This is a genomic window from Streptomyces narbonensis (genome assembly GCF_014649015.1).
Lineage (GTDB): Bacteria > Actinomycetota > Actinomycetes > Streptomycetales > Streptomycetaceae > Streptomyces > Streptomyces narbonensis.
Map to the genome: position 1 here is coordinate 562,932 of NZ_BMSF01000001.1, position 20,298 is coordinate 583,229.

19 protein-coding genes are annotated in these 20,298 nt (G+C 73.6%); 9 read left to right on the forward strand and 10 right to left on the reverse strand.

From position 1 onward, the window contains the following. The first annotated feature begins 53 nt into the window (after positions 1-53). Positions 54-467 (forward strand): VOC family protein, encoded by a 414-nt coding sequence (locus IE124_RS02430; RefSeq protein WP_189504263.1) that lies wholly within the window; start codon positions 54-56, stop codon positions 465-467. An 18-nt stretch (positions 468-485) separates the two neighbouring features. On the opposite strand, the gene IE124_RS02435 is transcribed toward IE124_RS02430, so the two are convergent. From IE124_RS02435 to IE124_RS02460, 6 genes are all read right to left on the reverse strand, one after another. Further along, a complete protein-coding gene (locus IE124_RS02435) occupies positions 486-1,265 on the reverse strand; it encodes an SDR family NAD(P)-dependent oxidoreductase (RefSeq protein WP_189504266.1) in 780 nt (259 codons plus the stop codon). Between the two features lie 26 nt (positions 1,266-1,291). After that, positions 1,292-2,575 (reverse strand): MFS transporter, encoded by a 1,284-nt coding sequence (locus IE124_RS02440; protein WP_189504269.1) that lies wholly within the window; start codon positions 2,573-2,575, stop codon positions 1,292-1,294. A gap of 237 nt (positions 2,576-2,812) precedes the next feature. Then, the gene (locus IE124_RS02445) at positions 2,813-3,397 is read right to left on the reverse strand and encodes a TetR/AcrR family transcriptional regulator (protein ID WP_189504271.1); all 585 of its coding nucleotides are present in this window, start codon (positions 3,395-3,397) and stop codon (positions 2,813-2,815) included. Between the two features lie 37 nt (positions 3,398-3,434). Then, positions 3,435-3,767, reverse strand: coding sequence for a nitrite reductase small subunit NirD (gene nirD / locus IE124_RS02450; protein ID WP_189504273.1), 333 nt, complete (start codon positions 3,765-3,767; stop codon positions 3,435-3,437). Beyond that, positions 3,764-6,307 (reverse strand): nitrite reductase large subunit NirB, encoded by a 2,544-nt coding sequence (gene nirB, locus IE124_RS02455; protein WP_229832033.1) that lies wholly within the window; start codon positions 6,305-6,307, stop codon positions 3,764-3,766. The genes nirD and nirB overlap by 4 nt, the downstream gene beginning before the upstream one ends. Position 6,308: 1 nt before the next feature. Next, positions 6,309-7,526, reverse strand: coding sequence for an NAD(P)/FAD-dependent oxidoreductase (locus IE124_RS02460; RefSeq protein ID WP_189504275.1), 1,218 nt, complete (start codon positions 7,524-7,526; stop codon positions 6,309-6,311). Between the two features lie 413 nt (positions 7,527-7,939). On the opposite strand from IE124_RS02460, the gene IE124_RS02465 reads away from it, so the two are divergent. Genes IE124_RS02465 through IE124_RS02475 form a run of 3 tightly spaced genes read left to right on the forward strand, consistent with a single transcriptional unit; the run spans position 7,940 to position 10,353 of the window. Further along, positions 7,940-9,274: a ferredoxin reductase family protein gene (locus tag IE124_RS02465; protein WP_189504745.1), complete on the forward strand. Its 1,335-nt coding sequence runs from the start codon at positions 7,940-7,942 to the stop codon at positions 9,272-9,274. Next, positions 9,267-9,530 (forward strand): hypothetical protein, encoded by a 264-nt coding sequence (locus tag IE124_RS02470; protein ID WP_189504277.1) that lies wholly within the window; start codon positions 9,267-9,269, stop codon positions 9,528-9,530. Before IE124_RS02465 ends, IE124_RS02470 begins: the two co-directional genes overlap by 8 nt. 37 nt (positions 9,531-9,567) lie before the next feature. Beyond that, on the forward strand, positions 9,568-10,353 hold the full coding sequence (locus IE124_RS02475; RefSeq protein WP_189504279.1) for a TSUP family transporter: 786 nt from the start codon (positions 9,568-9,570) through the stop codon (positions 10,351-10,353). Positions 10,354-10,362: 9 nt separating this feature from the next. Here the strand turns inward: IE124_RS02475 and IE124_RS02480 are convergent, their stop codons facing one another. The 3 genes from IE124_RS02480 to IE124_RS02490 all read right to left on the reverse strand — a co-directional run bounded on the left by IE124_RS02480 (position 10,363) and on the right by IE124_RS02490 (position 12,955). Continuing rightward, the gene (locus IE124_RS02480; protein WP_189504281.1) at positions 10,363-10,983 is read right to left on the reverse strand and encodes a class F sortase; all 621 of its coding nucleotides are present in this window, start codon (positions 10,981-10,983) and stop codon (positions 10,363-10,365) included. Positions 10,984-11,093: 110 nt separating this feature from the next. Then, positions 11,094-11,633 carry a GVDTG sorting domain-containing protein gene (locus IE124_RS02485; RefSeq protein ID WP_189504747.1) on the reverse strand — a complete coding sequence of 180 codons (540 nt, stop codon included), beginning with the start codon at positions 11,631-11,633 and terminating at the stop codon, positions 11,094-11,096. 542 nt (positions 11,634-12,175) lie between these two features. Next, positions 12,176-12,955, reverse strand: coding sequence for an aminotransferase class IV (locus IE124_RS02490; RefSeq protein WP_189504283.1), 780 nt, complete (start codon positions 12,953-12,955; stop codon positions 12,176-12,178). Between the two features lie 93 nt (positions 12,956-13,048). Between IE124_RS02490 and IE124_RS02495 the strand changes: the two genes are divergently transcribed. The 5 genes from IE124_RS02495 to IE124_RS02515 are packed head-to-tail and all read left to right on the forward strand — an operon-like array spanning position 13,049 to position 18,064. Then, complete coding sequence (locus tag IE124_RS02495; protein ID WP_189504285.1) at positions 13,049-13,672, forward strand: NADPH-dependent FMN reductase; 624 nt, start codon at positions 13,049-13,051, stop codon at positions 13,670-13,672. A gap of 12 nt (positions 13,673-13,684) precedes the next feature. After that, positions 13,685-15,418, forward strand: coding sequence for an ABC transporter ATP-binding protein (locus tag IE124_RS02500; protein ID WP_189504287.1), 1,734 nt, complete (start codon positions 13,685-13,687; stop codon positions 15,416-15,418). After that, complete coding sequence (locus tag IE124_RS02505; protein ID WP_189504289.1) at positions 15,415-17,325, forward strand: ABC transporter ATP-binding protein; 1,911 nt, start codon at positions 15,415-15,417, stop codon at positions 17,323-17,325. Before IE124_RS02500 ends, IE124_RS02505 begins: the two co-directional genes overlap by 4 nt. A gap of 20 nt (positions 17,326-17,345) precedes the next feature. Further along, positions 17,346-17,672, forward strand: coding sequence for a divalent-cation tolerance protein CutA (cutA, locus tag IE124_RS02510; RefSeq protein ID WP_150270468.1), 327 nt, complete (start codon positions 17,346-17,348; stop codon positions 17,670-17,672). Positions 17,673-17,689: 17 nt separating this feature from the next. Continuing rightward, complete coding sequence (locus IE124_RS02515; protein WP_189504749.1) at positions 17,690-18,064, forward strand: gamma-glutamylcyclotransferase family protein; 375 nt, start codon at positions 17,690-17,692, stop codon at positions 18,062-18,064. Between the two features lie 119 nt (positions 18,065-18,183). On the opposite strand, the gene IE124_RS02520 is transcribed toward IE124_RS02515, so the two are convergent. Further along, entirely contained in the window at positions 18,184-20,268 is a 2,085-nt protein-coding gene (locus tag IE124_RS02520; RefSeq protein WP_189504291.1) for a molybdopterin oxidoreductase family protein, read from the reverse strand. Positions 20,269-20,298: the final 30 nt, after the last annotated feature.

The window sequence follows — 20,298 nt, forward strand, 5'->3', positions numbered from 1 at the left end:
ACAGCGCCGGAACGCACCGAGCACCCCGGCCGCCCGATGGAAGAGAGCACGTCATGGCCCCGCAGATGATCTTCGTCAACCTGCCCGTGAAGGACCTCGACGCCAGCAAGGCCTTCTACGAGAAGATCGGCTACTCCATCAACCCGAACTTCACCGACGAGACCGCGGCCTGCGTCGTCATCAGCGACACGATCTTCGCCATGCTGCTCACCGAGGAGAAGTTCAGGAGCTTCACCGCCCCGGGCAAGACGATCTCCGACGCCACGAAGACCACCGAGGTGCTCATCACGCTGAGCGCCGAGAGCCGCGCGAAGGCCGACGAGCTGGCCGACGCGGCCCTCGCCGCCGGCGGCTCCCCGGCGAAGGAGCCGATGGACATGGGCTTCATGTACGGCCGCTCCTTCGCCGACCCGGACGGCCACCACTGGGAGGTCTTCTGGATGGACCCGGCGGCGGCCCAGGGCTGAGCCCCGCGCGGCAGCACGTCAGGCGGAGACCCCGCCGTCGATCACCAGGTCGGTGCCGACGGCGGAGCCCGCCGCGTCCGAGGCGAGGTACAGGACGGCCGCCGCGACCTCGGCGGCCGACGAGATCCGGCCCAGCGGCGACTGCTCCTTCATCCGGACCTCCCGCTCGGCCTCGGTCTCGCCGGGCAGCAGCGACATCGAGGACTCCGAGGCGCCCGGGCTGACCGCGTTGATCCGGACCCCGTCGGCGATATGGTCCAGGGCCGCGGCCCGGGTCAGGGCCGAGACGGCCGCCTTCGAGACCTGGTAGCCGAAGACTCCGGGGATCCGGACGTGCGGGCCCAGGTTGGACGAGACGTTCACGATCGCCCCGCCGCCGTGTGCCCGCATGTGCGCCACCTCGGCCTGGAGGGCGTGGAGCACGCCCGTCACGTTGATGTCGAGCAGCGTGTGCCAGTCCTCCAGGGGGAAGTCGGCCGCGCTGTGGCCGCCCCGGAAGACCCCGGCGTTGTTGACGGCGACGTCGAGACCCCCGAAGAGCTCGACCGAGCGGCGGACCAGCTCCCGCGTGGACTCGGCGTCGGACACGTCGGCCGGCACGGCGGCCGCGGTGCCTCCGGCGGCCTCGATCAGGGCGACCGTCTCGTCGAGCGGCCCGGGGGTCCGGCCGGCGACGACGACCTTCGCGCCCTCGGCGGCGAAGGCGAGCGCGATGACCCGGCCGAGCCCGGAGCCGGCGCCGGTGACGAGGGCGGTGTGGCCGGCGAAGCGCTCGGAGGTTACGGATGTTGCGGACATGTGTGTCGACTCCCCTGTGAATGCTTCTACTTGGTGCGGATCGTGGTGGTCGCGAGGGCGACGGCCAGGGCGGCGAACAGGGCGGCCGAGGCCGCCAGCGACACCGCGTCGCCGCCGAAGGTGAGCAGTGCGGCGAAGAGCACGGTCGGCCCGAGCTCCATCGCCGTGTTCAGGACGCCGCCCGCGAGCCCCGCGCGGTGCGCAGGGATGCCGTCGGTGGCGAGGACGGCGGCGCCCGCGAAGGACAGGGCGCCACCGGCCGGCAGCAGCAGGAGGCCGGGCAGCAGTCCGTACACGTACGGGACGGAGCTGTCGAAGCCGGTCGCGGCGAGCAGCCCGAGCCCGGCGGCGGCCGTGGCGAGCCCGGCGCCGGTCACCCGGGCGGCGCCGTACCGCCCGATCAGCGGGCCGGCGAGGCGGCCCGAGGCGAGGAGGGCGACCGCGAAGGGCACGAAGGCGGCGGAGGTGAGGAGCGCGGACCAGCCGCTTCCTTCCTGGAGGGCGAGGGACAGCAGGATGAAGACCGACGCCGTCCCGGCGGCCGTGAGCCCGATCGCCGCGAGACCCAGGAGGCGGCGGCCGTCGCGCAGGAAGTCCGGCGGCAGCAGCGGGTCGGCCGTCCGCCGCTCCACGGCCGTGAAGGCGGCGAGGAGGGCGAGGCCGGTGAGCAGCGGGACGAGGACCGGGGCGGAGTCCCAGGGGTGGGCGTCGGCGAGGACGAGCCCGGAGCTGGCGAGCGTGATGCCGGCGGTCGCGAGGAGCGCGCCGGGCAGGTCGAGGGACCGGTCCGCGCCGGGCGGGGTCGCGGGCAGCAGCCGGGGTGCGAGGAGCAGTGCGGCGAGGGCCACGGCGACCGGTACGGCGAAGGTGCCGCGCCAGGAGGAGGCGGCCGCGATCACGCCCGAGAGCAGGTTCCCGGCGGTCGCGCCGAGGACGGAGAGCCCGCCCCAGGTGGCCATCGCCCTGCCGTACGTGGCCGGTGCGGGGAACAGTGCCCGGAGCACGGCCATCGCGGCCGGGGCGACGAGCGCCGCGCCGACGCCCTGCCCGAAGCGGGCGGCGAGCAGCGCCTCGTACCCGGGGGCGAGGGGTGCCAGGGCGGAGGCGGCGCCGAAGACCAGGAGTCCGGCGGTGAGGGTCCGGCGTCCGCCGAAGCGGTCGGCGAGCCGGCCGCCGAGCAGGAGCAGCCCGGCGAAGGTCAGGCCGTAGGCGGCGCTCAGCAGGATCAGGTCGGCGCGGTCGAGCCGGAACTCGGCGCCGATGCGGGGGAGGGGGACGGCGAGGGCGGCGAGCGTGAAGATGAGCGTCATCTGTACGCAGCCGAGCAGGAGGAACCCGCTCCGTGACCGCACGCCGGGTGTCGGTTCCGCTCCGGCCGTCGGCGCCCCTGCGGCCCGTGGAACCGTCGCTGTCGCTGTCGCTGTCGCTGTCGCTGTCGCTGTCGCTGTCGATGGCGATGTCACTGGAGTCCCCCCTATACCTGACCGTACATTCCAATAAGAGATCCGAACAAAAGGGTGCCCCCGTGGGCACCCTTTCCCGGGTCCTCAGTCCAGCAGTGCCAGTGCCTGCTCCGCCGCGTCCAGGACCCTGCCCGGGTCCGTCGAGGCCTTGCCGACCACCCTGATCCCCTGGAGCAGGACCAGCAGCATCCGGGCCAGGGCCCGCGGGTCCCGGTCCGCCGGGAGCTCGCCCCCGGCGCGGGCCCGGGTGAGCGCCCCGTACAGGAGCGTCTCGATCTGCTCCCAGCTGAGCTCGACCCTGCGGGCGACGGCCGTGTCGTGAGGGGCCAGCTCCGTCGCCGAGTTGGTGACGAAGCAGCCGTTCAGCCGCTCGCCCTCCGTCGCCGCCTCGGCGGCGAAGCGGCGGACGAGCGCCCGCACGGCCGGCAGTGCCGGACCCGGCGTGGACAGCTCCTCGACGAGCGCCGGGTCCCGGGTCTCCAGGTAGCGGTCCATCGCCTTCATGTACAGCTCGTGCTTGTTGCCGAAGGTCGCGTAGATGCTGGCCCGGCCGACGCCGAGGTGCTCCACGAGGTCCGACATCGTCGTCGCCTCGTAGCCCCGCGCCCAGAACAGGTCGAGAGCGGCCTGGAGCGCGGCGTCGGGATCGAATTCCTTGGTCCTGGCCACAGGGCGACAGTACGTCTTTCTGGAACGATCGGTCAAGCTAGATGGAGCGGAGGGGATAGACCGCCACCGCGACCTCGTCGTCGTCCAGGCAGCGGCCCGTCTCCAGGTCGAAGCGCTGCTTCAGGAGCGGTGAGGCCACGAACGGCCGCCCGTCCACCGAGCCGACCAGCCCACGGGACAGCACCTGCGCCCCCGTGAACGGGTCGCGGTTGTCGATCGCGTACGTCCGCCCGGCCCGGTCCCGGAAGACCGCCGCCTGCCGGCCGTCGGGCAGCAGCGCCGCCACGCCCCGGCCCGGTGTCAGCCGGGACTCCTCGCAGACCGTCATCCAGGAATCCGCGGCGGGGGAGAGTTCGAGAGTCGTCGTCATCGGGAGGTGGCTCCTTCCAGGGTGCCGATCGTGAGGATCGTCAGGTCCGGCTTGATCTGGTCGCGCTCCGGCATGAACCGCACCGACGGGTCCGGTGCCTCCGGCGCGTTCACGAAGGAGACGAAGCGCCGCAGCCGGTCCGGGTCGTCCAGCGTCTGCGCCCATTCGTCCTGGTAGTCCGCGACGTGGGCCGCCATCAGCGACTCCAGCTCGTCGCACAGGCCGAGCGAGTCGTGCACCACCACGTCCTTGAGGTGGTCGAGCCCGCCCTCCAGGCGCTCCAGCCAGGTCGACGTCCGCTCCAGGCGGTCCGCCGTCCGGATGTAGAACATCAGGAACCGGTCGATCAGCCGGACGAGTTCGGCGTCCGAGAGGTCCTGCGCGAGCAGGTCCGCGTGGCGCGGGGTCGCGCCGCCGTTCCCGCCGACGTACAGGTTCCAGCCGTTCGCCGTCGCGATGATCCCGAAGTCCTTCGACTGGGCCTCCGCGCACTCACGGGCGCAGCCCGAGACCGCCGACTTGAGCTTGTGCGGGGAGCGCAGACCCCGGTAGCGCAGCTCCAGCTGGATCGCCATCTTCACCGAGTCCTGCACGCCGTAGCGGCACCAGGTCTGCCCCACACAGGACTTCACGGTGCGCAGCGACTTGCCGTAGGCGTGCCCCGACTCGAAGCCGGCGTCGACGAGCCGGGTCCAGATCGCCGGCAGCTGCTCGACCCGGGCGCCGAACATGTCGATCCGCTGACCGCCCGTGATCTTCGTGTAGAGCCCGAAGTCCCGGGCCACCTCGCCGATCACGATCAGCCCGTCCGGGGTGATCTCGCCGCCGGGGATGCGGGGCACGACCGAGTACGAGCCGTTGCGCTGCAGGTTGGCGAGGAAGTGGTCGTTGGTGTCCTGGAGGGAGGCCTGCTCGCCGTCGAGGATGTAGCCGTTGTTGAGGGAGGCCAGGATGGACCCGACGGTCGGCTTGCAGACCTCGCAGCCCTCCCCGCCCTTCGCCTCGTCCCGGCCGTGCGAGTCGAGCAGCGCGGCGAAGGAGGTGATCCGGAGCGTGCGGGCGACCTCGTACAGCTCGCTGCGGGTGTACGAGAAGTCGCGGCACAGGCCCTTGTCGGTGGGGGCCGGCAGCAGCTTCTCGATCACCTTCACGCAACTGCCGCAACCCGTACCGGCCTTGGTGCACTTCTTGACCTCGGCGAGCGATTCGCACTGGCCGATCGCGTGCTTCGTGACGTTGTGACAGGAGCAGATGACCGCGTCGTCCGGCAGCGCCGAGGGACCGAGCGCCACCGGCGCGCCGGCGCCCGCCGGGAGCACCAACTGCTCGGCGGAGACGGGCGGTACGGTGCCGGTCAGCGGCCGGAGGAGGCCGTACTGCTCGGCGTCGCCGACCAGGACGCCGCCGAGGAGGCGGCCCTCGCCGTCGATCACCAGCTTCTTGTAGACGCCCGAGCGGGAGTCGGAGTAGACGACGTCGAGGCAGCCCTCGGTCGTGCCGTGCGCGTCGCCGAAGGAGGCCACGTCCACGCCGAGGAGCTTCAGCTTGGTCGACATGTCGGCACCGGTGAAGCCGTCGCCTTCGCCGGCCTCGTCGGCGATCGCCGCCGCCACCGTCTGCGCCATCTCGTAGCCCGGCGCCACCAGGCCGTACACCCGGCCGTCCGAGGCGAGCGCGCACTCGCCGATCGCGAAGACCGCAGGGTCGGACGTGCGGCACAGCTCGTCGACCGCGATGCCGCCGCGCTCGCCGACGTCGAGGCCGCAGTCGCGGGCCAGCTGGTCCCGGGGCCGTACGCCCGCCGAGAAGACGACCATGTCCGTGGCCAGTTCGGAGCCGTCCGAGAGCTTCATTCCGGTCACGGCGCCGTCGGTCGTCACGACCTCCTGGGTGCCCGTCCCCGTGTGGACGCTCAGGCCCATCCGCTCGATCGTGCGCAGCAGCGCGGTGCCGCCGCCCTCGTCGACCTGCACCGGCATCAGGCGCGGCGCGAACTCCACCACGTGCGTCTCGAGTCCGAGCCCCTTGAGCGCGCCGGCCGCCTCCAGGCCGAGCAGTCCGCCGCCGACGACCGCGCCGGTCGTCGCCGTCTTCGCGTACTCCTCGATCGCCAGGAGGTCCTCGATCGTGCGGTAGACGAAGCAGCCGCGGGCGTCCTTGCCGGGGACCGGCGGGACGAAGGGGTACGAGCCGGTGGCGAGGACGAGCGTGTCGTACGCGAAGACCTGCCCGGAACGGGCGGTGACCGTGCGGGCCGCCCGGTCCACCGACTCCGCCGCGTCGCCCACGTACAGCTCGATGCCGTGCTTCTCCATGAAGCCGGCCTCGACCATCGACAGGTCGTCCGGGGTCTTGCCGGAGAAGTACGAGGTCAGCTGGACGCGGTCGTAGGCCGGGCGCGGCTCCTCGCAGAGAACCACGACGCGGGCCCGCTCGGTGACGCCACGGTCGGCGAGCGCCTCCAGGAAGCGCTGGCCGACCATTCCGTGGCCGACCAGGACGATCGTGGGGGTGGACGCGGTCGTCATGTCAGCGCTCATGTCAGGAGCCTCCGTCGTGGGTGAGCAGGTGCAGCAGGGGGGCCTCCGGGAGGGCTTCGTCGCCCTCCCAGGCCCGGGCGAGCGCGCCGACCGCGGCCAGGTCGCCGAGGAGGACGCCCCCGACGAGCCGGTCACCGCGGACGACGACCTTGCGGTAGGCGCCTCGGGTCGCGTCGGTCAGCTGGACGACGTCGTCGCCCGGCCGGGCGGTCGCCTCGCCGAAGGCGGCGAGGTCGAGCGGCTGCGCGCCGCCGAGGGTGAGACGGGTGAGGGCGCGGGTGCCGGTGTAGCGGGGTCCGGAGTCCGTCGGGGCGGGGGCACCTGCCGTGGCCGTCTCCGACAGCAGCAGGTCCGCCAGGACGTCGGCCTGTTCCAGCGCCGGGCCCGCCAGGCCGTACACCCGGCCGCCGTGCTCCGCGCAGTCGCCGATCGCGTGGATGTACGGGTCGGAGGTGCGGAGTTCGTCGTCGACGACGATGCCGGTGGCGATGTCGAGCCCCGCCTCGCGGGCGAGGGCGACCCGGGGCCGGACCCCGCAGGCCAGGACCACGACCTGGGCGTCGAGGACGAAGCCGTCGGCCAGTTCGACCGCCGTCACCGCCCCGTCACGCTGCCGCAGACCGCTCACCCGGCACTCCGTGTGCACCTCGACGCCGAGGGACTCCACGTGCTCGCGCAGCAGGGCCGAGGCCTGGACGTCCAGCTGGCGCTCCATCAGGCGCTCGCCCTGCTGGGTCAGTACGACCTCCGCGCCCAGCGCCGCGAGCGCCCGGGCCGCCGAGACGCCGAGGAGGCCGCCGCCGATGACCACCGCCCGCACTCCGGGCCGGACGACGGAGCGCAGCTCCAGGCAGTCGTCGAGTGTACGGAAGGGGTGGACGCCCGCCGGCAGCGCCCCGCGCAGTCCGCGCAGCGGCGGCAGCACCGGGTTGGAGCCCGTCGCCAGGACCAGCCGGTCGTAGCCGACGAGGGAGCCGTCCGCGCACTCCACCGTCCGCGCCGCCCGGTCGATCCGCACCGCCCGCACCCCGAGCCGTGCCGGCTCCCGGGTCCCGGGCACGGCGGTGACCTCGGGGGCGTACCGCCCGGCGAGGACGTCGGCGAGCAGCACCCGGTTGTACGGGGCGTGCGACTCCTCGCCGAGGAGGGTGACGGGCAGGCGCTGGGCGAGTCGGGCGCCCGCCGTTCCGCCCCCGACCACCACGATCCGTGTACTCATAACGGGAAGCGTGCGCGGCCGGTGTTACCCGGCGGCATCCCGGCTGTTTCCCGTACGGAACGCTGATCTCCGCCCCCGGTCCCGGGCACTGTGAGGGCCCGGCGGGATTAACCCGCAGTGAGCCTCGGCTCAAGCCCGCCTTAAGGATCCGGGGGACGGGGCCGAGCCGCGGATTCCCGTATACGGGCGGACCTAGGGTGCCGGATGTGACCACCGAGGCCCGCCACCACCCTCTCTACGTGCCGCTCCCCGACCAGCCGGCCCCCACCCCTCCGGCCGCTCCGCGGGCACCGGGCGCACGCGCGCCCGTTCCCGCTCCCGTCCCCGCTCCCGTCCCGTCGGAGCGCGTGCGCGTCCCCGCGCCCACCCGGTCGGAGCCAGCGCGCGTCCCCGCGCCCACCCGGTCGGAGCGCGTGCGCGTCCCCGCTCCCGTCCCCGCCCTCCGGCTCGCCCCCGAGCGGCTGCGGACCGGGATCGTCGCCGGGGCCGGAGCGGTCGCGCTCCTCTGGGGCCTCCAGGCCCGGCCCTCCGCCCGCCTCGACGCCCTCTTCGCGACCGGCGCCCACCTCACCGGGCTCCTCGCCGGCTATGGCGTCCTCGTCCTCCTCCTGCTCATGGCCCGCGTCCCGGCCGTCGAGCACGGCGTCGGCGCCGACCGGCTCGCCCGCTGGCACTCCCTCGGCGGCCGTCACGTCCTCGGTCTCATCGCCGCCCACGCCCTCCTCGCGCTCTGCGGGTACGCCGTGCACACCCACACGGACCTCGTCACCGCCACCGGGGACCTCCTCTCCTACGGGGCGATCGCCGCCGCCACCGCCGGCACCGCCCTCCTCGCCGCCATCGGCGTCACCTCGGCCCGGTCCGTCCGCCGCCGCGTCCGGCACGAGACCTGGCGGGCCGTCCACCTGAGCGGCCTCCTCGCCGCAGCGCTCGGCTTCGTCCACCAACTCGCGGGCCCCGACGTCGCCGGGAGCCTCCTCACCGTCTGGCTCTGGTCGATGGCCCACGCGACCGTCGGCGTCCTCCTCGTCTGGTACCGGATCGTCGTCCCCGTCCGCGCCGCCCTCCGGCACGAGCTGCGGGTCGCCGAGGTCCGCGACGAGGGCCCCGGGGTCGTCTCCGTCCTCGTCCAGGGCAGGGGAGTGGCCCGGCTGCGCGCCGAACCCGGCCAGTTCTTCCGCTGGCGCTTCCTCCGGCGCGGGCTCTGGGCGACGGCCCTGCCCTTCTCCCTCTCCGCGCCCGTCCGCGACGACACCCTGCGGATCACCGTCAAGGCGCTCGGCGACCACACCCGCCGGATCCGGCGCCTGCGCCCCGGGACGCGGGTCCTCGCCTCCGGCCCCTTCGGCGCGCTCACCGCCCACCGCCGCACCCGCCGCAAGGTCCTGCTGCTCGCGGGCGGCGTCGGCATCACCCCGCTGCGCGCCCTCTTCGAGACCCTGCCCGGCGGCCCCGGCGACATCACTCTCCTTTATCGGGCCTCCGACGCGGGCGGCCTCGTCCTGCGCGAGGAGCTGGAGGCCATCGCCCACGAACGCCGGGCCGCCCTCCACTACCTCCTCGGCCCCTCGGACGGCTCCTACGACCCCCTCGCGCCGCGCGCCCTGCGCGAGCTCGTACCGGACCTCGCCGCCCATGACGTGTACCTGTGCGGCCCGCCCGCGATGGCCCGGGCCGCGACCGACTCCCTGGGCCGGGCCGGGGTGCCCGCCTCCCGTATCCACAGCGAGGACTTCGACCATGGCTAGACACCGCGCCCGCACGGCGACCGGCGCACGAGCCCGCACGACGCTCGGCGGACGCCGAACGGCGGCCGACGGCGGACGCCGCACGACGGCCGCCGGCGAAGAGCAGGCCCGGCGCCGCCTCGCCGCCGCCCTCCTGGGCGTCGGGGCGCTCGCCGCGACCCTGCTCACCGCCGCCGTCGCCCCATCCGCCCCGCCCGCGCCCGACCGCGAACCGGGGGCCGCAAGCTCAGAGCTTGCTCAACGATCACAGGATTGATGGACGGGGCAACGATCGTCTCCCTAGGCTCTCGGCCATGCCCGAGATCACGCTGACCACCCTCGTCCTGCTCTGCCTCGCCGCGCTCGTCGCGGGGTGGATCGACGCCGTGGTGGGCGGAGGGGGACTGCTGCTGCTCCCCGCCTTCCTGCTCGGGCTGCCCCACGTCCCGGCCGCGCACATCCTCGGCACCAACAAGGCCGTCGCGATCGTGGGCACCACCGGGGCCGCCGTCACCTACGTCCGCAAGGCGCCCGTCGAGCTCCGGACGGCACTACGGATCGGGCTCGCCGCCCTCGTGGGCTCCATGGCCGGGGCCTTCTTCGCCTCCGGGATCAGCAACGACGTCCTGCGCCCGGTGGTCATGGTGGTGCTGCTCGCCGTGGCGGCCTTCGTGATGCTGCGGCCCTCCTTCGGCGCCAAGCCCGAAGGGGAGGACCGGGCGCCGCTGACCCGGGCCCGGATCGTGACCGCGATCGTGGTCGTCGGCGGCGGCATCGGCTTCTACGACGGTCTGTTCGGGCCGGGCACCGGCACCTTCCTCGTCCTCGCGCTGACCGCCGTGCTCCACCTGGACCTGGTGACCGCCTCGGCCAACGCGAAGATCGTCAACGTCTGCACCAATGCTGGCGCGCTCGCCATGTTCGCCTACCAGGGCAGCGTGTACTGGCAGCTGGCGGCCGTCATGGCCGTCTTCAACCTCGTGGGCGCCATGATCGGGGCGCGGATGGCGCTCAGCAAGGGGGCCGAGTTCGTCCGCGGGGTGCTGCTGGTCGTGGTCTTCTCGCTGGTCGCGAAGCTCGCCTTCGACCAGTGGGCGTGACGGACTCCGCTACCGCACCCCGATGAGGTGGCCGAAGGCGACCACGTTCCCCTGGTAGCCGTTCTCCTTCTTCGAGAAGCCGCCGCCGCAGGTGATGACCCGGATCTCGGAGCGGTCCGTCTCCCCGTACACCTTCTTGTCCGGGAAGTCCTTGTTCGCGTACACCTCGACCGCGTCCACCGTGAAGACGGCGGTACGGCCGTCCTGCCGGTCCACCTCGATCCGGTGGCCCTTCTTCAGGGCGCCCAGCGTGTAGAAGACGGCCGGCCCCTGGGCGTTGTCGACGTGGCCCGCGACGATCGCCGTGCCCTTGGCGCCGGGCGTGATGCCGTCCGCGTACCAGCCGGCGAGGTTCCGGTCGCCGGCGGGCGGCACGTCGAGCGAGCCGTCCGCCGCCAGGCCGAGCCCCGTCATCGGGGTGTCCACGTCGGTCTCGGGGATCCGGAGCCGTACGGGGGCGGAGGGCGGCAGCGGGTCGGCGGCGGCGTCGGTGTGCACGCTCGGCCCGGCCGCGAACGCCTGGGCTGCGGACGGTACGGGTGGGGTGACGTCCTGCGAGCCGTTCTGGACGAGCCAGAGCCCGACGCAGGCGGCCACGGCTATGCCCCAGCCCTTGCTCCTGTTGCTCACCTGGATTCCCTCACGTGTGGTTCCGGGCCCGTGCTTTCCGTGCCGGTGGCGATACGGCCCTGCCCCCGCCGGCCCGTGCGGGCGCGCGGCGGGAGCAGGGCGGGCGGGTCTCAGTGCCCCTGCGCGCCGCTCGCCCGGCGACGCAGGAGCCAGACACCGCCCACGGCAGCCGCGGCCAGCACCGCCGCGCCCGCCGCGACCTGGGTGGAGTCGGGACCGATGCTGCCGCCGACGCCGGTCTGGACATGGCCGCTCGGATTCCGGTGCTTGACGGTCAGGTCTCCCCGGGCCGTCTTGCCGTTGTCGCAGGCGACACTGATGCCGTAGGTACCGGGCTTGACGTGCTCCGGCACCCGGAACTGGCCGACCACGACCTCCTTGTGCGTGCTCGGCTCCAGCTTGAAGTCGCCCGCGTCCAGCGAGTTCGCGTCGCCGACGCCCCGGCCGTGCTTGCCGCAGGCCAGGGTGTTGACGGTGACGTGCGTGCCCGGGGTGGCGGAGGACGGGTAGATCTCCAGCGACTGGTAGCTGTGGTCGTTGTTGTTCTCACGGTCGTTCTCGTTGCCGGCGTACGCCGCGGGGGCGGCGAACGCCCCGATCGCGGCGACCGTCAGCGCGGTACCGGTGAACAGGCGGGCAAGGGTGCGCATGGGGTCCTCCGGAGGCGCGCGAGCGGTCATGCCGGTCATGACGGGGGTCCTCCAGGGAGGGACTTCCCGGGACGGACCTTCTACGACCGAGATAAGAGCGGCTCCGCGGCCCCCGCCTGCTGATGAGGCATCAGGATTGCGCCGTCCGGTGCGGTGTGTCGGCTGGATTTCCGGCGTTTACGCAGGTCAGGGCGGGTTACTTCGCGTCAGCTGACGACTCGTGCCGAACGGGTGACGCGGCGTGTCGCCCGCCTGCGGGTGCCTCCAGGCCGCCGCGTGGCGCCGCGGCCGGGCGCCCGGCGCACCCGGGGGCGTCCGTTCAGGTGATTCCTCCGAGGGCTCTCCGCACACCGCGACCACAGCCCGCCCGGACCGGCCCCCTTCGGCTTCCGCCTCCCCGGACCGCTTCCCTCTGGGTCGCTCCCGGACCGCCCCCCTCTGGGTCGCTCCCGGACCGCCCCCCTGGGTCGCTCCCGGACCGCCCCCCTGGGTCGCCTCCCCGAACCGCGCCCGGAGCCCCGCGCCCCCCGCCCGGCCTCCTGCTATAGCGCCTCCCACTCCACCGACTCGTACGCCGCGTGGACCCGCTTCATCAGCCCTTCGTCCACCGCGAAGTCGACCGCGTCGATCCCCGAAACCGGCGCGATCCCGCGGGAGTTCGTCACGAAGGCCGCACGGTACGCGCCCAGGTCCGCGAGCGTCACCCGGCGCCGCACCGAGCCGAGCGGGCCTTCGAGGAGCGCCATCGTGATGCCCGTCAGGCAGGGCGCCGACGGCCAGACGACCGAAGTGCCGTCCCAGAAGGCGATGTTGGTGACCGCGCCCTCGGCGATCTCGCCGGTCGAGGAGGTCAGCAGCGCCTCGTCGTAGCCGGCCCGCCGGGCCGCCTCGCCGTGGTAGCTCTGGCCGAAGCCGCCCAGGTGCTTGAGATGCGCGGCGGGGCGCAGGTAGTCGACGCTCCTCAGGCGCTGCGGCGCCCCGGGCCCGTCCGGGGCGGCCTCGCGGACGACGACCGCGAGGCGGACGCCGTCGTACACGTACACCCGGGCCGAGCAGTCCCGCAGTCCGGCGGCCGTGACGGCGCCGGTGAGCAGGGCGCGGACCCGGTCCCCGGGCAGCTCCTCCCCGAAGAGCTCGCGGGTGGCGAGGTCGAGCCGTTCGAGGTGGCGGTCGAGTCCCTTCACGCGCCCGTCCCGCACCTGCATGGCCGTGAAGTGACCGAAGCCGCTCATGAGGGTGGTGAGGAGCCCGGGGTCGCCCGCCGGGACTCCGTCGATCTCGACGTGGGCGGGCGGGGCGGGGGCTGCGTGCGCGCTGGTCATGCCTTCACCGTACGTGGCGGGAAAGGCCCTTCGGGAAGTGCCCGGAAATCGGCGCTTGACCTCAACCATGCTTGAGGTAGCACGATCATCGACATGGACATCACGAACTCCACCTCGCCCGCCGTTCCTTCCGCCGAGAAGGCCCCGCTGAGCCTCGCCCTGATCGTCGCGAGCGACCGCGAAGGCCGCTTCGCCCCCGTCATCACCGACTGGCTCCGCTCCCGGCTCGCCGAGCGCGAGGACTTCGCCGTGACGGTCGTCGACCTCGCCGAGATCGACCTCCCCACCTCCCTCTCCCGTGACCCCTCCCCGGCCGTCAGCGCCGAACTCGCCAAGGCCTCCCCGGTGCTGGCCGAGGCCGACGCCTTCGTCGTCCTCACCCCCGAGTACAACCACTCCTTCCCCGCCTCCCTCAAGAACCTCATCGACTGGCACTTCACCGAGTGGCAGGCCAAGCCCGTCGGCTTCGTCTCCTACGGCGGCCTCTCCGGCGGCCTGCGGGCCGTCGAGCAGCTCCGCCAGATCTTCGCCGAGCTGCACGCCGTCACCGTCCGCGACACCGTCTCCTTCCACTCCGCCTGGGGACTCTTCGACGACGAGGGACGCCACAAGGACCCCGCCGGCGCCGAGGGCGCGGTCAAGGTCCTCCTCGACCAGCTCGCCTGGTGGGCGCTCGCACTGAAGGAAGCCAAGTCCGTCCGCCCCTACGCCGCGTGAGGGACCGTCACCGTGCTGCTCCGACTCCTCGCTCCCCGCCTCAGGCCCTACCGGGCCCTCCTCGCCCTCCTCGTCCTACTCCAGCTCGTCCAGTCCCTCGCCTCACTCGCCCTGCCCGCCCTCAACGCCGGAGTCATCGACGAGGGCGTCCTCCTCGGGGACACCGACCGTGTCCTCGGCGGGGGCGCCACGATGCTCGGCGTCACCCTCCTCCAGGCCGCCGCGGCCGCCGCCGCCACCTACACCGGTGCCAGGATCGCCATGGGAGTCGCCCGCGACCTGCGCTCCGAGGTCTTCCGCCGCGTCCAGGACTTCTCCGCCCAGGAGCGGGGCCGCTTCGGCACCGCCTCCCTCATCACCCGTACGACCAACGACGTCCAGCAGGTCCAGACGTTCACCGTCCTCGTCCTGACGATGCTGGTCTCCGCGCCCCTGCTGTGCGTCGGCGGACTCGCCATGGCGCTGCGCCAGGACGTGCCGCTCGCCCTCGTCCTGCTCCTCTTCGTGCCCGTCATGACCGGTGCCGTCGGCACCGTCGTCCTGCGGATGCGACCCCTCTTCCGGGGCATGCAGGAGCGCGTCGACCGGGTCAACCGCGTGCTGCGCGAACAGATCACCGGCGTCCGCGTGGTCCGTGCCTTCGTCCGCGACCGGCACGAGCGGGAGCGGTTCGGCGCCGCCAACGACGAACTGCTCGCCGTCGGTCTCCGGGCCGGCCGGCTCCAGGCGCTCATGTTCCCGACGGTGCTCATCGTCTGGGAGGCGACGGCTGTCCTCCTCGTGTACGTCGGCGCCCACCGCATCGACAGCGGCGCCCTCCAGCCCGGCGGGCTCGTCGCCTTCCTCGGCTACCTGCTCCAGACCGCCATGTCCGTGATGATGGTCCTCTTCCTCCTCATGCACATGCCGCGCGCCGAGGTCGGCGCCGAGCGCATCCGCGAGGTCCTCGACACCCCGCTCTCCGTCACCCCGCCGGCCGATCCCGTCCGCACCCTCGAGGGCCCCGGCCGCCTCGACCTCACCGGCGTCGACTTCCGGTACCCGGGCGCCGAGGAGCCGGTCCTCAAGGACGTCGACCTCGTCGCACGCCCCGGGGAGACCACCGCGATCATCGGCTCCACCGGCAGCGGCAAGTCGACGCTCCTCGGGCTCGTGCCCCGCCTCTTCGACGCCACCGACGGCGAGGTCCGCGTCGACGGCGTGGACGTCCGCGCCCTCGACCCCGCCCTGATGGCCAGGACCATCGGCCTCGTCTCCCAGAAGCCCTACCTCTTCTCGGGGACGGTGGCGTCGAACCTGCGGTACGGAAAGCCCGACGCGACCGACGAGGAGCTCTGGCACGCCCTGGAGACCGCCCAGGCCGCCGACTTCGTCCGGGCCCTCGACGAGGGCCTGGACGCCCCGGTCACCCAGGGCGGCGGCAACTTCTCCGGCGGCCAGCGCCAGCGGCTCGCCATCGCCCGGGTCCTCGCAGCCCGCCCCCGCCTGTACCTCTTCGACGACTCCTTCTCCGCCCTCGACGCCCGCACCGACGCCCGGCTCCGCGAGGCGCTCCGCCGGGAGACGGCCGACGCGACCGTGGTGATCGTCGCCCAGCGCGTCTCCACCATCCGGCACGCCGACCGGATCGTCGTCCTCGACCGGGGCCGGACCGCCGGCACCGGCACCCACGAGTCCCTCATGCGGGACAGCGCCACCTACCGGGAGATCGTCCTCTCCCAGCTCACCGAGGAGGAAGCCGCATGAGTACGGCCACGGAGACCCGGCCCGACAACGACGGCACCGCCCCCGACCGCACCACGACCTCCTCCCACCCCACCGCCCCCGCCCGCAGCGGCCCGCCGGCCAAGGAGCGCAGCCCCGGCCCCGGCCTGGCCACCCCGGCCCTCGAACGCTCCCTGGCCTTCCGCGCCTCCGGCCTCCGGCTCCTGCGCACCCTCGCCCCCGACCGGGCCCGCCTGATCGGCGTCCTCGCCGTCGGCGCCACGGCCGTCGGCCTCGGCGTCCTCAGCCCCCTGCTCCTCGGCCGCGCCACCGACCTCGTCGTCACCGGCGCCACCGGCCCGGCCGGGGTCGACTTCGCGGCCGTCGGCCGGCTCCTCGCCCTCTCCGTCCTGGTCGTCGCCGGCTCGTCCGTCTTCACCTGGGTCCAGCTGAGGATCGCCACCACCGTCGTCCAGCGGGCCGGCCTGCGCCTGCGCGAGCAGGCCCAGCACAAGCTGGCACGGCTGCCCCTCACGTACTTCGACCGCCAGCCGCGCGGCGAGGTCCTCTCCCGCACCACGAACGACATCGACAACATCACCCAGACCCTCCAGCAGGCCTTCAGCCAGATGGTCCGCGCCCTGCTCACCCTCATCGGCGTCCTCGCGATGATGTTCTGGATCTCCCCGCTCCTCGCGCTCGTCGCCCTCGCCAGCGTGCCCGTCTCGGTCGCCGTCGCCGCCTTCGTCGGACGGCGCGCCCAGCCGCAGTTCGTGAAGCAGTGGGCGGTCACCGGGCGGCTCGGCAGCCACGTCGAGGAGATGATCACCGGCCACACCGAAGTCGTCGCCTTCGGCCGGCGCGCCGAGGCCGTGGACCGCTTCGACGAGCTCGGCGAGGAGCTGTACCGGGCGAGCTTCCGCGCCCAGTTCGTCTCCGGCTTCATCCAGCCCGCACTGACCCTCGTCGGCAACCTCAACTACGTCGTCCTCGCCGTGGTCGGCGGCCTGCGGGTGGCGAGCGGCACCCTGACCGTCGGCGACGTGCAGGCCTTCATCCAGTACTCGTACGAGTTCAACGGCCCGATCAACCAGGTCGCCGCCATGGCCAACCTCCTCCAGTCCGGGGTGGCCTCCGCCGAGCGCGTCTTCGACCTCCTCGACGCCGACGAGGAGACCCCGGACCCGGCCGAGCCGGAGCGCCCCGCGCAGGTCAAGGGGCGGGTCTCCTTCGAGAAGGTCGCCTTCCGCTACGAGCCGGACAAGCCGCTCGTCGAGGACCTGTCGCTCACGGTCGAACCGGGCAGGACGGTCGCGATCGTCGGCCCGACGGGCGCCGGCAAGACGACCCTCGTCAACCTCCTCATGCGGTTCCACGAGGTCACCGGCGGCCGGATCACCCTCGACGGCACGGACATCGCGAAGATGTCCCGCGAGGAGCTGCGGGCCGGGATCGGCATGGTCCTCCAGGACACCTGGCTCTTCGGCGGCACCATCGCCGACAACATCGCCTACGGCCTGCCCGGCGAGGTCTCCCGGGAGCGGATCGTCGAGGCCGCCAGGGCCGCGCACGCCGACCGCTTCGTCCGAACCCTCCCCGACGGGTACGACACGGTCCTCGACGAGGACGGGGGAGGCCTGAGCGCCGGCGAGAAGCAGCTGGTCACCCTCGCCAGGGCGTTCCTCTCCGAGCCGGTGATCCTCGTCCTCGACGAGGCCACCAGCTCCGTCGACACCCGCACCGAGCTCCTCGTCCAGCAGGCGATGTCGTCCCTCCGCGCGGGCCGCACCAGCTTCGTCGTCGCCCACCGGCTCTCCACGATCCGGGACGCGGACACGATCCTGGTCATGGACAGCGGGTCCATCGCCGAGCAGGGCACCCACGAGGAACTGCTCGCCGCAGGCGGCGCGTACGCCCGGCTGTACGAAGCCCAGTTCGCCGGAGCGTGAAGGCTCAGTACGGTGAGGGCGTGACCACTCTCGCCCTCACCGTCCTCACGACCACCGACAGCCCCGAGAAGGCCGAGACGCTCGCGCGCGGAGCCGTCGAGGCGCGGCTCGCCGCCTGCGCCCAGGTCTCCGGGCCCGTCACCTCCGTCTACCACTGGCAGCGGGCCATCGAGACCGCCGAGGAGTGGCAGGTGGTCTTCAAGACCACCGAGGCCCGCTACGAGGACCTGGAGGCCCACATCCTCGCCGCCCACGACTACGAGACGCCGGAGATCATCGCCACCCCCGTCGTCCGGGCCTCCTCCGCCTACCTGGCGTGGCTCGGCCGGGAGGTGGCGCACCCGTGACCGCGGCGGCCGACCTCATGACCCTGCCCTTCTTCGTGTACGGGACGCTCCGCCCCGGCGCCTACAACCACGACCGCCTCCTCCTCGGCCGGACGGCCGCCGAGGAGGCGGCCCGGCTCCCGGGCGCCCTCCTCCACGACGGCCCCGGCTACCCGTACGCGGTGCCGGGCGACGGCACGGTCGAGGGAACCCTCGTGACGGCGGCGCCCGACGCGTACGGCGAACTGCTCGGGGCGCTGGACCGGATGGAGGGCGACGCCGGGTACGAGCGGGCGGTCGTCGAGGCGGTCCGGCTCCGCGACGGCGGGACTGTCCGGGCCTGGACCTACCTCGCGGCCCCCGGGACCGAGCTCGGCCCGCTCATCCCCACCGGCGACTGGTTCAGGGCCTAGGTCCTGTCGTCAAACTCCCGCCTGCCCTGCGGGCGGACGACGGGAGTTCGACGACAGGACCTAACCGGCCCTGATCCGCCGGAGCAGGCCCTAGCCGTTCCTGAACCGCCGGACACCCCCTAGCCGTCCCGCTCCAGGCGCACCGCGCACACCTTGAACTCGGGCATCCGGGAGACCGGATCGAGCGCCGGGTTCACGAGCGTGTTCGCCCGGCCCTCACCCGCCCAGTGGAACGGCATGAAGACGGTGTCCGGCCGGATCGCCGTCGTGATCCGGGCGGGGGCGACGGCCCGGCCCCGCCGCGAGACCACCGCGAGCCGCTCGCCCTCGGCCACCCCGACGCGCTCGGCGAGCCGCGGGTGCAGCTCGACGAAGGGGCCGGGCGCCGCCGCGTTCAGCTCGGCGACCCGCCGGGTCTGCGCGCCCGACTGGTACTGGGACACGACCCGGCCCGTGGTGAGGACGACCGGGTACTCGGCGTCCGTCTCCTCCGCCGCCGCCCGGTGCACCACCGGCACGAACCGGGCCCGCCCGTCGGGCGTCGCGAAGCGGTCGAGGAAGAGCCGGGGTGTGCCGGCGTGGTCCTCGTCGGGACAGGGCCAGTAGACGCCCTGCTCCTCCTCGATGCGCCGGTAGTCGATGCCCGCGTAGTCGGCGGGGCCGCCGGCGGAGGCCCGCCGCAGCTCCTCGAAGACCTCCTCGGCATCCGTCGGGAAGCCCTTCTCCCAGCCGAGCAGCCCGGCGATCCCGTGCAGCACCTCCAGGTCGCTGCGGACACCCGCGGGCGGGGTGAGGGCGCGGCGCCGCAGCAGCACCCTGCCCTCCAGGTTGGTCATGGTGCCGGTCTCCTCGGCCCACTGGGTGACGGGCAGGACGACGTCGGCGAGCGCGGCGGTCTCGGAGAGGACGACGTCCGCGACGGCGAGGAAGTCGAGCGAGCGCAGCCGCCCCTCGACGTGTGCGGCGCGCGGCGCGGAGACGACCGGGTTGGAGCCCATCAGGAGCAGGGCCTTCACGTCGCCGCCGAGCGCGTCGAGGAGCTCGTACGCACTCCGCCCCGGCCCGGGCAGCGACTCGGGGTCGACGCCCCACACCCCGGCGACGTGCGCACGGGCGGCCGGATCGTCGAGCTTGCGGTAGCCGGGCAGCTGGTCGGCCTTCTGGCCGTGCTCGCGGCCGCCCTGGCCGTTGCCCTGGCCGGTCAGGCAGCCGTAGCCGCTCAGCGGCCGGCCCGCCCTGCCGGTGGCGAGGCAGAGGTTGATCCAGGCGCCGACGGTGTCGGTGCCCTTGGACTGCTGCTCGGGGCCGCGCGCGGTCAGCACCATGCCGCTGCCGGCGTCGCAGAACATCGCGACCGCCTCGCGGAGCTCCGGCACGGACACGCCGGTGATCCGCTCGACCTGCTCGGGCCAGTGGGACATGGCCCCGGCCCGGGCCGCCGCCCAGCCGTCGGTGCGCGTCGCCACGAACTCCTCGTCCACGCGCCCTTCGGCCACCACGAGGTGGAGCATGCCGAGGGCGAGCGCGAGGTCGGTGCCGGGGCGCGGCGCGAGGTGGAGGTCGGCCTGCTCGGCGGTGCGGGTGCGGCGAGGGTCGACGACGATCAGCTTCCCGCCGTTCTCCCGCAGCTCGGTGAGGTAGCGCAGGGCCGGCGGCATGGTCTCGGCGAGGTTGGAGCCGACGAGGATCACGCAGCCGGTCCTCGGGATGTCGTCCAGGGGGAAGGGGAGTCCCCGGTCGAGGCCGAAGGCCCGCTGGTGCGCGGCGGCGGCGGACGACATGCAGAAGCGCCCGTTGTAGTCGATCTGCGAGGTGCCGAGCACGAGCCGGGCGAACTTCCCCAGCGTGTAGGCCTTCTCGTTGGTGAGCCCGCCGCCGCCGAAGACCCCCACGGCATCGGCACCGTGGTCGGCGCGGGTCCTGTGCAGTCCGTCGGCGACGGCGGCGAGCGCCTCCTCCCAGGTCGCGGGCCGCAGATCCCCCGTGTCAGGGCATCGGACCAGGGGCTCGGTGAGCCGGACCCGGGAGGAGAGTACGGAGGGGGCGGTGCGGCCCTTGCCGCACAGGGCGCCCCGGTTGACGGGGAAGTCGGTCCGCTCGACCACCTCGGCGGGCAGCTCCGCGGCGCCGGTGGGGCGGAGCGACATGCCGCACTGTAGGGCGCAGTAGGGGCAGTGGGTCGGGACGGCGGTGGCGTCGGACATGCCGCCAGCGTGAGTCAGGAGTGTTACGCG

Excerpts from the sequence above, each read along its gene's own strand:
- IE124_RS02505 (WP_189504289.1), top strand. The coding sequence starts at position 15,415 with ATGAGTACGGCCACGGAGACCCGGCCCGACAACGACGGCACCGCCCCC.
- nirD (WP_189504273.1), bottom strand. The coding sequence starts at position 3,767 with ATGACGACGACTCTCGAACTCTCCCCCGCCGCGGATTCCTGGATGACG.
- nirB (WP_229832033.1), bottom strand. The coding sequence starts at position 6,307 with ATGAGCGCTGACATGACGACCGCGTCCACCCCCACGATCGTCCTGGTC.
- IE124_RS02460 (WP_189504275.1), bottom strand. The coding sequence starts at position 7,526 with ATGAGTACACGGATCGTGGTGGTCGGGGGCGGAACGGCGGGCGCCCGA.
- IE124_RS02435 (WP_189504266.1), bottom strand. The coding sequence starts at position 1,265 with ATGTCCGCAACATCCGTAACCTCCGAGCGCTTCGCCGGCCACACCGCC.
- IE124_RS02440 (WP_189504269.1), bottom strand. The coding sequence starts at position 2,575 with ATGACGCTCATCTTCACGCTCGCCGCCCTCGCCGTCCCCCTCCCCCGC.
- IE124_RS02430 (WP_189504263.1), top strand. The coding sequence starts at position 54 with ATGGCCCCGCAGATGATCTTCGTCAACCTGCCCGTGAAGGACCTCGAC.
- IE124_RS02485 (WP_189504747.1), bottom strand. The coding sequence starts at position 11,633 with ATGCGCACCCTTGCCCGCCTGTTCACCGGTACCGCGCTGACGGTCGCC.
- IE124_RS02475 (WP_189504279.1), top strand. The coding sequence starts at position 9,568 with ATGCCCGAGATCACGCTGACCACCCTCGTCCTGCTCTGCCTCGCCGCG.
- IE124_RS02490 (WP_189504283.1), bottom strand. The coding sequence starts at position 12,955 with ATGACCAGCGCGCACGCAGCCCCCGCCCCGCCCGCCCACGTCGAGATC.
- IE124_RS02515 (WP_189504749.1), top strand. The coding sequence starts at position 17,690 with ATGACCCTGCCCTTCTTCGTGTACGGGACGCTCCGCCCCGGCGCCTAC.
- IE124_RS02470 (WP_189504277.1), top strand. The coding sequence starts at position 9,267 with ATGGCTAGACACCGCGCCCGCACGGCGACCGGCGCACGAGCCCGCACG.
- IE124_RS02495 (WP_189504285.1), top strand. The coding sequence starts at position 13,049 with ATGGACATCACGAACTCCACCTCGCCCGCCGTTCCTTCCGCCGAGAAG.
- IE124_RS02520 (WP_189504291.1), bottom strand. The coding sequence starts at position 20,268 with ATGTCCGACGCCACCGCCGTCCCGACCCACTGCCCCTACTGCGCCCTA.